Genomic DNA, 13,878 nt, shown 5'->3' with positions numbered 1-13,878 from the left:
AAGTATGAAGGAGGAAATAACATGCTAGTAAATGTCCCATTTGCAATCAAAGCTGATGGAGTTCATGATCTCAGAAAAGTTACCGTAAAAATGCCATCTGGTGAAAAAGTAGAATTAGACGCTGTCACCCTTGACGATATCGATCGTGATCATGAACATCTTTTAACCATTACAAAAGACGCTAAACATGAATTGGGAACTCCTGGTGAAAGCATTTCCTTTGATGAATTCGGTGAAAAGAACTCATTCCCATCAAATAATAAGGTTGTGTTCATGGCAATTCCAAAATAAAAAGAAGTACTACCTAACAGGTAGTACTTCTTTAGTGAATAAGCATCATAATTATGAGAATTCACTGGTAAAATTTCGTAAAGTGTGATTAAATATAGAGTGTAGATTAGAGAGGTAATAAATTTCTGTTACATTCTCAACATTCACATCAGCTAAGGCTTTCCACTCCTACTGCTTATTAGTCTTAGACACGTGTGCTCTTTTATTTCATAGATCTTTACTTATTAGATTGTTACTTCTCATAACTATGCTACAGTTCTTGAACCTCTCTAATCATAGAAAGCACTCAATTTGAGTGCTTTTTTTGTACATTCAAATCCCCTGGCGTGAATTCTTTAATCTTTACCTTACTTTTACAGTATATTATATTAGCTGTTACTAATCAAGTATATAAGTAAAAAATATCAAAATATATTCCTTATAAGAGAACACAAAAACTAATCATGAAGCAATTTTTATCTTATAAAAAATTTTTCTAAGAAATTTTTACAATTATATTGTTTCCCATATCACATATCTTAACACCTATGACAACGGGATTAATAGTGGCAACCGGTGATTAAAAACAAAGAACCCTTTCATTCAATAGTTATAAAAGTTAGTCATATCACTTCATTAGTGTACTCAATTCAATTGTGTAATCCATAACATTAACTAATGATTTTCATAATCATAATATCGGCATTTAATGAAATTTATTAACAATTAACGGAAAGAATAATATCATTTAAATTAAAAAACCACTATTCTATAATAGTGGTTTTTAGTACTAAATAAAATAATAAATTTTAATTTTTAAAATATCATAATTATTATTTAAAAAGCGGATCATGAACCATATTTATATGTTCAACATTTCCCTCCATGAAGACTTCTCCTTCCGATCGAAAGCCAAATGAAGCATATAAATTTTCAACGTATTTTTGTGCCTCAATAATAATCTCTTTATGAGGATATTTTTCTTTAATAACCTCCATCACTCTCTGAACTAGCTTCATTCCCAGATGTTTTCCACGTTGTTCGGCTAAAACCGCAATTCTTCCAAAAGTTATATAGTAATCTTGTTTATATACTCGGCCATAAGCAATAACGTGATTTTGATCATTAAGCAAAAAAACATGCCATGCCTTCTTATCATTATCATCAATATCCTGTAAAGTAATCTTTTGTTCTACTACGAACACTTCGCATCTCAGTTGATAAATATCAAACAATTCGTTCAAAGTTAATTGATCAAATGATTTTACCTTCCACATATGTTCACTTCCAATCATCAAATTTAACTTATTATAACCCATAATTTTTAGGATCAAAAAAGCGGCAAATACTATTTGTCGCTCTTTTGATCTTCATCAGTTTGTAAGACAGCCATGAAGGCTTCTTGGGGAATATCAACCTTTCCAACCGCTTTCATTCGCTTTTTTCCACGTTTTTGCTTCTCAAGTAACTTTGCTCTTCGATCAGGGTCACCAGTATGAATTCTAGATGTCACATCTTTCCGATAGGCTTTAATATTAGTTCTGGCAATAATGGTGGCGCCAATTGCTGCTTGAATCGGAATTTCAAAATTTTGTCTTGGGATGATGCCCTTGAGCTTTTTAACAATTTCTCGACTTCGTCCAGCAGCAAACTGTTTGTGGGAAATAAAACTTAAAGCATCAACCTTATCGCCATTCAAGAGAATATCCACTTTAACTAAGTCACTTTGTCGATACTCAGATAATTCATAGTCAAGTGATGCGTAACCATGCGTACTTGATTTTAACTTGTCGAAAAAATTAAAAATAATTTCCGATAATGGCATTTGATAAATGACATTCACTCTGGCATCGTCTAGATATTCCATCGTGACAAATTGACCACGTCGATCTTGACACATTTCCATCACAGCACCGACATAATCGTTTGGCACCATAATGCTAGCTTTAACAAATGGTTCTTTAATATCCTTAATTGCTGATACATCTGGCATTTCAGACGGATTTTCAACTTCAAGTGTACTTCCATCATTTAAATCCACATGATAAGTTACTGACGGAGCCGTAGTGATTAAATCCAACCCAAACTCACGTTCAAGACGCTCCTGAACCACGTCCATGTGAAGTAATCCAAGAAATCCACAACGAAAGCCAAAGCCCAATGCTTCAGACGATTCAGGTTCAAATTCAAGTGAAGCATCGTTTAACTTAAGCTTTTCAAGTGCTTCCCTTAAGTCACCAAACTTCGCATTATCAGTCGGATACAATCCGGCATAAACCATTGGAATCATTTCACGATATCCCGGTAAGGCTTCACCAGTTGGATTATTTGCATCAGTTACCGTATCACCAACTCGCGTCTTAGTAATATCTTTAATGCTGGCAGTAATGTATCCCACGTCTCCAGCCATTAAATACTTTCGTTGAAGTGGCTTAGGCGAGTTAACGCCAACTTCTGTAACTTCATATTCACTTCCACTGTTCATCAAGCGAATTTGATCTCCAGGTTTTACGACCCCATCGTACAAACGAACACTCAATACGACGCCCCGATAATCATCGTAAACTGAATCAAAAACCAATGCTTTAAGCGGTGCTTCAATATCCCCCTTTGGAGCGGGAATTTTTTGAACAATTTCCTCTAATAGGTTCTCAACCCCGAGTCCAGTCTTAGCACTAATCTCAACCGCATCAGAGGTATCTAATCCAATAACATCTTCAATCTCCTTTTTAGTTTTCTCAGGTTCTGCTGAAGGCAAATCAATTTTATTAATGACAGGAATAATTTCAAGATCGTCATCCAAGGCCAAATAAACGTTAGCTAGGGTTTGGGCTTGAACTCCTTGAGTGGCATCAACAACCAGTAAGGCACCCTCACAAGCAGCCAAACTCCTAGAAACTTCATAAGAAAAGTCCACGTGTCCGGGAGTATCAATCAAATGAAATACATAGTCAATTCCATCCCTAGCGTGATAGGTTAATTCAACTGCATTTAATTTAATGGTAATTCCACGTTCCCGTTCCAAATCCATATTATCCAAAATCTGATCTTGCATGTCTCTTTTAGAAACTGTATCGGTCAACTCCAAGATTCGGTCGGCTAAAGTTGACTTACCGTGATCAATATGAGCAACAATAGCAAAATTTCTCGTCCGGCGTTGCTTTTCCTTCATTTTTTTATAATCCACGATATTTTCCTACTTTCATTATTAATTCGTCCAAGTCGTTATTATCATTATAACAACCAGATATATGTATAACAAACAAATAAAGGAGCGGTCTCTAAACCGCTCCTTTATTTGTTTATTTAAAAGCATCTTTCATTTTATCAAAGAAATTCTTGCCTTCTTCAATATTAGTATCACCACTAGCTTCAGCTAAAGCTTGTAAAGCAACTTTTTGTTTAGAGTTAAGTTTCTTTGGTGTTTGAACCTTGACTTTGACCATTTCGTCACCATTACCATTTCCGTGAAGCTTAGGCGCACCTTTTCCTCTTAAACGGAAGACCGTCCCAGTCTGGGTGCCTGCAGGAATTTTCAAATCAACGTCACCATGAACGGTTTTAACTTTAATTTCTCCACCTAAACCAGCAGTGGCAAATGAAATTGGTTGATCAAAGTAAATAGTAGATCCGTCTCTTCTAAAGTACTTGCTCTGAAGAACTCTAAAGATTACATACAAATCACCATAAGGACCACCATTTTCACCGGCATCACCTTGACCTTGCATATGCATTTGTTGTCCTTCTTCGACACCAGCAGGAACCGTAACTTCAAGAGAATGTTGCTTCTCAACTTTTCCAGTGCCACCACAGGTTGGGCACTTCTCTTTAATTACTTTTCCAGTGCCACCACAAACTGGACACGGTTCTTGGGTCTGCATCTGACCAAGCGGAGTATTAACTGTTTTAGTCACATAACCACTTCCATGACAGTTAGAACAAGTCTCTGGTTTAGTCCCAGGCTTAGCACCAGTGCCATGGCATGTCGGACAAGTTTCTTCACGATTATACTTAATGGTTTTTTTAGTCCCAAAAACAGCTTCATCAAATGTAAGTGTCATCTGATATTGCAAATCACGTCCACGACGTGGTGCAGTTGGATCGGCACGGCGACGTCCACCTCCACCACCAAAAATATCATTGAAAATGTCAGAAAAGTCACCAAATCCAGCACCTTGTCCACCTGCGCCAGCACCGGCTCCACCGCCAAAGCCTCCAAATCCTTGGGGACCATCAGCTGAACCATACTGGTCATAATTGGCCCGTTTCTTTTTGTCACCTAAGACTTCATATGCTTCGGTTATTTCCTTAAACTTTGCCTCTGCATCTGGAGCTTTATTAATATCTGGATGGTATTTTTTTGATAATTTTCGATAGGCATGTTTAATGTCATCTTCACTGGCATTTTTATCCACGCCTAATACTTTGTAATAATCTTTACTAGCCATTAGTTCGCCTCCAAGCTCAAATAATACAACAAAAAGCCAAAGCCCATCAAACTGACTTTAGCTTTTCATCAATTGTTAATAGCATCAATTGCCACAATTACTTGTTGTCATCATCATGAACTTCATGGTAGTCACCATTAACAGTATTATCATCATTTCCATTAGATGATCCACCGTTAGCATTGTTTCCACCTTGTTGTCCTTGATCAGCTTGGCCTTGGTTTTGTTGATACAATTTAACTGCTAATGCTTGAACCTTTTCGTTCAAAGCATCCTTTTTAGTCTTCATTGCATCAGTATCGCCATCTTCTTTAGCTTTTTTGAGTTCGTCTTCAGCATCCTGAGCTGCTTTAATCTCATCATCTGAAACTTTGCCTTTAACATCTTTCAATGTCTTATCAGTCTGGAAGATCAATTGGTCAACTTCATTATCTAGATCAACCTTGTTCTTCTTTTCCTTGTCGGCATCTTCATTTGCTTCGGCTTCTTTCATCATCTTGTCGATTTCGTCGTCTGATAGACCGTTGGAATCTTTGATGGTGATCTTTTGTTGTTTACCAGTCCCTTTATCTTTGGCAGAAACATTTACAATTCCGTTTTTGTCGATATCAAAGGTAACTTCGATTTGAGGAACACCTCTTGGTGCTGCAGGAATGTCAGTCAATTGGAAACGACCTAATGATTTATCATCAGCAGCCATTGGACGTTCACCTTGCAAAACATGAATGTCAACAGCAGTCTGATTATCAGCAGCAGTTGAGAATGTTTGTGACTTTGAAGTTGGAATAGTGGTATTTCTATCAATTAACTTAGTGAATACACCACCCATCGTTTCAATACCCAGTGAAAGTGGAGTAACATCAAGTAAAACAACGTCTTTAACGTCACCAGTGATAACTCCACCTTGAATGGCTGCACCTAATGCAACAGCTTCATCAGGGTTGATTGAATGACTTGGTTCTTTGCCAGTCCACTTTTGAACTTCTTCTTGAACGGCAGGAATTCTAGTTGAACCACCATTAAGAATTACTTGATCAATATCGCTAGCTGAAAGTCCTGCATCCTTTAAGGCATTGTCTAAAGGAGCCTTAGTCTTTTCAACCAAGTCAGAAGTTAATTCGTTAAACTTAGCTCGTGTAAGTGTGGTTTGTAAATGAAGTGGACCGTTGTCACCAGAAGAAATAAATGGAAGTGAAATTTCAGTTTGAGTTACACCTGACAAGTCTTTCTTAGCTTTTTCAGCAGCGTCTTTCAAACGTTGTAAAGCCATCTTGTCTTTTGAAAGATCAACGCCATTTTCCTTCTTGAAGTTATCAATTAACCAGTCCATGATTCTCTTATCAAAGTCATCCCCACCTAAGTGAGTATCACCATTAGTTGAAAGAACTTGGAAGACACCGTCACCTAATTCAAGGACGGAAACATCGAAAGTACCTCCACCTAAATCATAAACCAAGATTTTTTCATCTTTATCTTTTTTGTCTAAACCATATGCAAGTGAAGCAGCAGTAGGTTCGTTAATAATTCTCTTAACATCAAGACCAGCAATTTTACCAGCGTCTTTAGTAGCTTGACGTTGTGCATCATTAAAGTAAGCAGGAACGGTAATAACAGCTTCACTAACAGTGTCACCAATGTAATCTTCAGCATAGCCTTTAATGTATTGAAGAATCATAGCTGAAATTTGTTGTGGAGTATATTCTTTTCCGTTTGCCTTTACTTTGTAACCTTGCTCACCCATGTGACTCTTAATTGATACAACAGTATCTGGGTTAGTAATTTCTTGACGCTTAGCAACTTCACCAACTTGAATCTCACCATCTTTAAAAGCAACTACTGATGGCGTAGTTCTTGATCCTTCTGGATTGGTAATGATCTTTGGTTCATTACCTTCCATAACGGCTGCAGCTGAATTAGTTGTTCCTAAATCAATTCCAATAACTTTATTACTTGCCATAACTTAAACCTTCTTTTTATATATTTAATAACTATTTAATTACTGTGCAACTACTACCATTGCTGGTCTTAAGACCCGATCAGCAATTTTATAACCGCTTTGAAGTACCGATACTACGGTTCCCTTTGGATGCTCATCACTTGGAGCAACCGTTTGAACAGCTTGATGAAGACTAGGATCAAATTCTACCCCATTAGCATTAATTTCTGAAATATCATTATCCTTCAGAGCTTTTTCAAGATGTTGTTGGACCATTTCGATCCCTTTTTTGAGTTGCTTGCCGTTTTCATCAGATACGTCAACGTCAAGTGCTCTTTTTAAATCATCCATCACAGGTACAACGTCTTTAGCAAGATCTTGTGCCCCATACTTTGCTAAATCAGCACGTTCTTTTTTGTTTCGATTTTGAATGTTCTGAATCTCAGCTTCTGCTCGTAAATAATTGTCTTGAACTGAATCTAGTTGTTGATTTAGCTCATCAATCTTTTTTGCAGAATCATCTTTCTTGTCCGTTTTGACTTCTTGCTCTGACTTGCTCGATTCATCAACATTTCCCGTTTTATCATCTAAATCTTTACTTTGCTTTTCCTTATCGCTCGCCATTTTGAACCTCCCTTTTTATTTATCATAATTATCATAGTATCCATTGATTCGTTTCTGAAGTTCATCTTTAAACGCATCAACTAGGCCCAAAACCTTGGGATAAGACATTCTGGTAGGACCAATTACGGCAATCCTACCAACGCCATGAATCCCAACATCATAAGTTCCAGAAATAATACTATAATTTTTCAATAAATCATTTCGTAGCTCAGAACCAATCATAACTGAAATGGGTTTGGATTCATTATCTAAAATCTTTGCCATATTCGAGTTATTTCCAAACATTGAATAAAGTGGCTTAATATTTTTTAGATCATTCTTATCATCCATTGTATCCAATAAATTCATTCTTCCACTAACAAAGAAATGGTCTTTAAGCGATTTATTAATGACGTATTCAAAAGCCCCCACAAAGTTTTCTGAAGAAGTTAAATAGTGTCTAATTTCTTCAGGAATTGTACTTTTAAGTGCCTCTAAAACTTCTGGAATTGTCTTACCAAAAAGCTTGTCATTAACTAAATTAGTTACTTGAAGTAACTTATCTTCGTCAATCTGGTGATTAGTTATAAAGGGCTGACTTTCAACTTGCCCATCATTCATCACCATAATTGCCATCACTTGGTGATCGGCTAACTTAATTAGTTGAAAATGTTGTAAAGTTTCGGTATTAGTCTGTTCTGGGCTTAAAGTCATCGCGGTATAATCGGTCAAACTGGACAAAATATCAGCAGATTGTTTAACAATATCATCAATTTGTTGAAATGTTCCTCCCAGAGCATTATGAATCAAACTCTTTTCTTCATTGCCAACTAGTACGGGATTAACCAAATTATCAATGTAATATCGATATCCTTCATTTGAAGGAACTCTTCCAGACGAAGTATGAACTTTTTGAATCAAATTTTGACCACTTAAAACCGCCATCTCATTACGAATGGTAGCCGAACTAACATTCATTGGAAGTTGATCAGCCAAGCGTTTTGATCCAATTGGAACGCCATTGTTAGTATAATCATCAACAATGTACTTCAGAATCATATCTTGTCTCTTTGTGAGCATTCTTACCACCTCTTTTAGCACTCTTTATTATCAAGTGCTAACGTACATTTATACCTTACCAAAGGTATTAAAGAACGTCAAGAAATAAGTTTACTGGTGAGAATTAATGTATTTCTTAAAATAAGATCGGGTGTTCCTTTCATCAATTTTTAATTGATCAATCAATGGTTTCCGACCCTGATATTTGACCTCATCTCTCATTTTCGACAACCATCTAACCCTGACGTGATTACCATAGATATTTTGATCAAAATCCAAAATATTAATTTCTAAAGTAACTGGATTATCATTTCCAAACGTTTCATTTTTGCCAATTGATGCCATCGCCTTATACCACGTACCATTAACTTCAAGCTGGACCACATACACCCCAAGTTTGGGTAACTGCTGTTTTGCAGAATACTCAACGTTAGCAGTGGGAAATCCTAATTCACGACCCCGAGCAAATCCATGCACAACCACTCCATCATTTTCGAATTCATATCCCAAAAGATCGTTAACCGTTTGAATATGTCCCTGTTCAAGATTTCGACGAATCCTAGTAGAGCTAACCTTCTTGTCGTCCATTTCATCCGCTGCAACACTGACTACCTCAAATCGCTTCTTGGCATATTGAGGTAGCTCTTCTATGCCTGCATTTTGTTCTCCATAAGTATGATCAAATCCTGCTACAACTGTGTCAGCATTCAATCCAATTAAATAATTATCAACGAATTCTTGGGGATTTTGATTTTGAAAAGCAAAGTTGTAGTTGATGACATAGACTACATCAACTCCCAGTTGCTCAAATAAATGTAATTTACGGTTAAGCGGAGTTAAATAACGTTTTTCATTTCCATCCAACTTTTTGTACACTAACGACGGGTGATGATCATAAGTTAAAATTGCCAAAGGAAGTTTTTTTTGTTCAGCAATTTGTTTAGCTTGTTTGATCACTTTTTGATGTCCCAGGTGAACTCCATCAAAAAAACCCATTGCAATGACTTGTGGACGATGTTTTTCGTTCTTATCAAGTGGGTATGATAAATAATTGATTTCCATAATTTCCTCTAATCTAAATCAAACATTTTCTTGGGCTTATAATTATTTTCCTGTTCATTTCTATAATACAAAGCTCGATCAATATTATTATACTTTAAAACTATCATTTCATCTTGACAAGCGATCTCATCAATACTTAAAAAGCCGCCATTTTGAACACGATTCCACTGCTCTTTATTAATCACGATAGTCTTAAAATCTTTAAGAGCATGTGAAATTGGAAAAACAACATTACTGATCTGATTAGAATCCATGGCTTCTTTAACATCTTTGAACGTTACTGTATCGCAAAGATTAAATCCACCACTTTTAGTTCGAGTTAAACTTGACATCACAGCTGGGATACCTACTTTTTTCCCAAAGTCAGTTGCCAAAGTTCTGATATAGGTTCCCTTTCCACATTTCACTTCAAAATCAAAGGTTTGGGTGTGAGTATCATGATTGTAGGAACTCGAATTGATACGAACAAATTGACTAACGTTAATTTGTCGTTTAGGACGATCAACTTTCATACCAGCACGTGCGTATTCATATAACCTCCTTCCATCCACCTTAACTGCGGAAAACATGGGAGGAATCTGGATTGAAATTCCCAAAAATGATTCCAAGACTTCGTCAATTTCTTGATCTGTGATTGGCTGAAAATCAAAATTAGTATCAATAATTTCACCATCTAAATCCTCAGTAGTAGTGGAAAAACCCAACGTAATTGAACCACTATAAACCTTCCCTGATCGCATTAAATAATCAACTACTTTAGTGGCGTGGCCCAAACAAATCGGTAAAACCCCATCCACATTGGGATCAAGTGTGCCACTATGCCCCACTCTTTTTTGTCCAATAATGTGTCGAATCTTACTCACACAATCAAAACTTGTCATTCCCCTAGGCTTATACAAAGGGATAATTCCAGTGACCAATTCACTCACTCCTGTACCATATACGCAAAAAAGACCGGAAATAAATATTTCCAGTCAATTTTTTTACTTATTTTTTTTATTTAAATTATCAATCAAACGATCAATCTTACTTCCGTATTGAATGGATCCATCCCGTTCAAAATGAATCTCTGGAGTAACGTAGATACTTAACCGATGACCTAACTCACCTCGAATTAAACCAGTTGCTTTATCCAAGCCCTTTTGAACCTTTTCTTGTTCAGACTTCTTGTCAGATAAACTACTGTAATAAATCGTAGCTTGTTGCAAATCACCAGTAACTTCAACACCAGTAATAGTTACTCCTTGAACTCGTGGGTCACGAACACGCTTAAGTAAAATATCGTCGACTTCTTTTTGAATTTCCTGTTGTAGTCTTCCTACACGATATTGTGCCATGACAATCACTCCTTACGGTATCTACTTAGGTTGGACTTCTTTCATGTGGTATGCTTCGACTTTATCTCCAACTTTAATGTCATTATAATTTTCAATTGTCAAACCACACTCGAAGCCTTGTTTAACCTCTTTAACATCATCTTTAAAACGCTTTAGACTACCAAGCTCTCCATCATAAATCACAACATTATCTCTAATCAGACGAACTTTGCTATCACTTTTTACGTACCCATCAAGAACCATTCCACCAGCAATTGTTCCAACTTTAGAAGCTTTATAAATTTGTCTTACTTCGATATTACCAGTAACTTCTTCTTCATAAGTTGGATCAAGCATGCCTTTCATTGCAGCTTCCACGTCATCAATGGCGTTATAAATAACTTGATAAAGACGAATATCAACCTTATCAGTTTCAGATTGAGCCTTAGCTTGCGGAGTGGGACGAACATTAAAACCAATGATGATGGCATTACTTGCTTCAGCAAGTGCAACATCACTTTCGTTCACCGCACCAACAGAGGCATGAATAACGTTAACCTTAACTCCCTCAACATCGATTTTTTTGAGGCTTCCAGCTAAGGCTTCCACTGATCCTTGTACATCAGCTTTAATAATTACGTTAACCTGTTTCATATCTTCTTGTTTCATTGAATCAAACAAGTTATCAAGAGTAACACGGTTATTTTGTTTCCGTTCTTCGATTTGAGCTTCTTTAGCTCGTTCTTCTCCAGCGGCACGAGCAGTCTTTTCATCATTAAAGACAACGAAACGATCACCTGCTTCAGGAACATAATTTAGTCCCGTAATTTCAACTGGAGTTGATGGTTTAGCATTCTTGATTTCTTTTCCGTTCTCATTAGACATGGTTCGAACTCGACCAAAAGTATCGCCAACAACGATTGGATCCCCAACGTGCAAAGTTCCTTGTTGAACCAAAAGGGTAGCAACAGGGCCCTTACCCTTATCCAATCTTGCTTCAACTACTGAGCCGGCTCCATTTTGTTTTGGATTAGCCTTAAGTTCAAGCACATCGGACTGAAGTAAAATCATATTTAACAATTCATCAACATTAGTTCCATTTTTAGCAGAAATATCAACAAAAATCGTATCTCCACCAAAATCTTCAGGAACCAATCCGTAGTTCATCAATTGTTCTTTAACATGTTGTGGATTGGCATTTGGCTTATCAATTTTATTAACTGCAACAATAATTGGAGTTCCCGCTGCTTTAGCATGATCAATTGCTTCAACCGTCTGTGGCATAACACCATCATCAGCTGCCACTACCAAAACAGTCACATCGGTAATGTCAGCCCCACGAGCTCTCATGGCAGTAAAAGCAGCATGTCCTGGAGTATCAAGGAAGGTAATGGTCTTATCGCCATGTTTTAACTGGTAAGCACCGATAGCTTGAGTAATTCCACCGGCTTCACCTGCTGTAATGTGTGAATGACGAAGATAATCTAATAACGTTGTTTTACCATGATCAACGTGTCCCATGATGGTAACAACGGGCGGACGGCTTTCTTGGTAATCAGTGTTATGCTCTTCTTCATTAAAGAACTTGTCAATATCTGATACATTAACATTTTCTTTTTCTTTGGCTTCGATCCCATAATCGGTGGCAAGAAGTTCAATGGCATCCTTATCCAAGGACTGATTCTGATTAACCATCATTCCCAGCATAAATAATTTTTTAACAATCTCTGCTGGTTCCCGATGCAATAACTTACCAAGATCCTGCGCATTCATACCATCTTGATAGATTAAAACTTTAGGTAATGGACGACTCTTACGGGTTGGCGCTGCATTCTTTTTATGATTCTGACGAATTCGTTGATTCTTAGAATACATATTATAACGATTATCGCGACGCTTATTCCGCTTCTTGCCCTTTTTATTTTTGTTGCGGTTCAAACTACCACCAAATTTTCCACTTCCGTTATTATGTGGCTTAGAAGTATTATTAACCGGCTTCTTGCTTGCATTATTTGCAGTTGTAGAACGATTACTATTAGCATGGGTCACATTTTGACTATTATTCGTGTGCGAATGTTGCTTATTTTGATGATTGTTGTGATTAAAATGATTACTTGAATTCTGATTCCGGTGCTGACCGTTAGTATGAACACCATTGCTATGAGCATTTTCTGGACGCTGATTACTTGTTTGCCCATTATTTTGATGTTTATTTACTTGTTTATGTTCAAAATTACTTGGTCGATGTTGATTGTTAGAATGATTGTTTCTACCAAAATGATTGTTATTCTGACCATTTTCATGTTTTGAAGTATTGTGACCATTACTTCCGTTACGGGAGTCAGCAGTCTTTTTTGCTGGAGCATGCCGTTGTTCACTTCCACTGGCCGCTTTCTGACTATTCTTAAGCGCGCCTCGGACGGTCTTCTCCTGATTTGAATCAAGCGATGACATATGGTTTTTAACCGTAAAACCATTTGACTTAGCAGTGTCAATCACACGTTTACTAGGTATATTAAGCTCTTTGGCTAATTCATAAATTCTTTTTTTGGCCATATAATCACACTCCTTTACTTGTATTATTTTAATTCTTTAAATTTTTTCGAAAATCCTTTATCCTTAATCGCTACGATTGATCGTTTCATCCCAATCGCCTCGCTAAGATCATCTTTAAGCATACCAGTATTAACTGGAACTTCATAGAATTTACTTTTATCGAGAAACTTCTTTTTGGTACTTGCACCGCAGTCTGACGCAATAAACAGGTAATTAATCTGTCCCTTTTTAATTGCATTCAAGACAATCCCCTCACCTGAGATTATTTTACCAGCTCGTCTTGCAATTCCCAATAAGTTTAAGACTTTATTATAATTTGTCATTATCAATCAATTCCTGTCGAGCCTGCTTATGGTCGACGTAACTAATAAGTTCATCATAAAAATCATTTGTTAAAGTTACATCAAAAACTTGATCAAGGATTTTGTCCTGCTTGGCTTTTTTGGCAATTGTTACGTCAATTTTTACGTAAGCTCCTCGACCAGATTTTTTCCCAGTTGGATCAACTGAAACATTACCTTCTTTATCACGAACAATTCTTACTAACTGTCGTTTAGGTGCCATTTCACCCGACACCACATCTTTTCGCATTGGCACTTTTCTTTTTCTCATAACAGTACCTCCTCAA

13 protein-coding genes are annotated in these 13,878 nt (G+C 36.8%); 1 reads left to right on the top strand and 12 read right to left on the bottom strand.

The features are described 5' to 3' along the window. Nucleotides 1–21 precede the first annotated feature (21 nt). A complete protein-coding gene (locus tag AC6UDD_RS02725; RefSeq protein WP_500718470.1) occupies nucleotides 22–291 on the top strand; it encodes a hypothetical protein in 270 nt (89 codons plus the stop codon). Nucleotides 292–1,103: 812 nt separating this feature from the next. On the opposite strand, the gene AC6UDD_RS02720 is transcribed toward AC6UDD_RS02725, so the two are convergent. The 12 genes from AC6UDD_RS02720 to rnpM all read right to left on the bottom strand — a co-directional run bounded on the left by AC6UDD_RS02720 (nucleotide 1,104) and on the right by rnpM (nucleotide 13,862). Then, nucleotides 1,104–1,589: a GNAT family N-acetyltransferase gene (locus AC6UDD_RS02720; protein WP_500718466.1), complete on the bottom strand. Its 486-nt coding sequence runs from the start codon at nucleotides 1,587–1,589 to the stop codon at nucleotides 1,104–1,106. Nucleotides 1,590–1,618: 29 nt separating this feature from the next. Further along, the gene (lepA, locus tag AC6UDD_RS02715; protein ID WP_500718461.1) at nucleotides 1,619–3,457 is read right to left on the bottom strand and encodes a translation elongation factor 4; all 1,839 of its coding nucleotides are present in this window, start codon (nucleotides 3,455–3,457) and stop codon (nucleotides 1,619–1,621) included. 115 nt (nucleotides 3,458–3,572) lie between these two features. After that, on the bottom strand, nucleotides 3,573–4,718 hold the full coding sequence (dnaJ, locus tag AC6UDD_RS02710) for a molecular chaperone DnaJ (protein WP_500718458.1): 1,146 nt from the start codon (nucleotides 4,716–4,718) through the stop codon (nucleotides 3,573–3,575). Between the two features lie 97 nt (nucleotides 4,719–4,815). Then, nucleotides 4,816–6,675, bottom strand: a complete 1,860-nt coding sequence (dnaK, locus tag AC6UDD_RS02705; RefSeq protein WP_500718454.1) for a molecular chaperone DnaK — start codon at nucleotides 6,673–6,675, stop codon at nucleotides 4,816–4,818. Between the two features lie 39 nt (nucleotides 6,676–6,714). Further along, on the bottom strand, nucleotides 6,715–7,278 hold the full coding sequence (gene grpE / locus AC6UDD_RS02700; RefSeq protein WP_500718451.1) for a nucleotide exchange factor GrpE: 564 nt from the start codon (nucleotides 7,276–7,278) through the stop codon (nucleotides 6,715–6,717). Between the two features lie 15 nt (nucleotides 7,279–7,293). Continuing rightward, nucleotides 7,294–8,337, bottom strand: coding sequence for a heat-inducible transcriptional repressor HrcA (gene hrcA / locus AC6UDD_RS02695; RefSeq protein ID WP_500718448.1), 1,044 nt, complete (start codon nucleotides 8,335–8,337; stop codon nucleotides 7,294–7,296). 90 nt (nucleotides 8,338–8,427) lie between these two features. Further along, the gene (ribF, locus tag AC6UDD_RS02690) at nucleotides 8,428–9,378 is read right to left on the bottom strand and encodes a riboflavin biosynthesis protein RibF (RefSeq protein WP_500718444.1); all 951 of its coding nucleotides are present in this window, start codon (nucleotides 9,376–9,378) and stop codon (nucleotides 8,428–8,430) included. Nucleotides 9,379–9,386: 8 nt separating this feature from the next. Further along, nucleotides 9,387–10,298 carry a tRNA pseudouridine(55) synthase TruB gene (gene truB / locus AC6UDD_RS02685; protein ID WP_500718442.1) on the bottom strand — a complete coding sequence of 304 codons (912 nt, stop codon included), beginning with the start codon at nucleotides 10,296–10,298 and terminating at the stop codon, nucleotides 9,387–9,389. A 63-nt stretch (nucleotides 10,299–10,361) separates the two neighbouring features. Then, nucleotides 10,362–10,715 carry a 30S ribosome-binding factor RbfA gene (gene rbfA / locus AC6UDD_RS02680; protein ID WP_500693838.1) on the bottom strand — a complete coding sequence of 118 codons (354 nt, stop codon included), beginning with the start codon at nucleotides 10,713–10,715 and terminating at the stop codon, nucleotides 10,362–10,364. A gap of 21 nt (nucleotides 10,716–10,736) precedes the next feature. Further along, entirely contained in the window at nucleotides 10,737–13,250 is a 2,514-nt protein-coding gene (infB, locus tag AC6UDD_RS02675; RefSeq protein ID WP_500718439.1) for a translation initiation factor IF-2, read from the bottom strand. A gap of 23 nt (nucleotides 13,251–13,273) precedes the next feature. Next, complete coding sequence (locus AC6UDD_RS02670) at nucleotides 13,274–13,573, bottom strand: L7Ae/L30e/S12e/Gadd45 family ribosomal protein (RefSeq protein WP_500701134.1); 300 nt, start codon at nucleotides 13,571–13,573, stop codon at nucleotides 13,274–13,276. Next, nucleotides 13,560–13,862, bottom strand: a complete 303-nt coding sequence (gene rnpM / locus AC6UDD_RS02665; RefSeq protein ID WP_500693841.1) for an RNase P modulator RnpM — start codon at nucleotides 13,860–13,862, stop codon at nucleotides 13,560–13,562. Before rnpM ends, AC6UDD_RS02670 begins: the two co-directional genes overlap by 14 nt. Nucleotides 13,863–13,878 lie beyond the last annotated feature (16 nt).

This window comes from Fructilactobacillus sp. X2R1C3 (assembly GCF_059901425.1).
The sequence above is the reverse complement of the archived record's forward strand: the minus strand, read 5'-3'. Positions and strand labels throughout refer to the sequence as shown.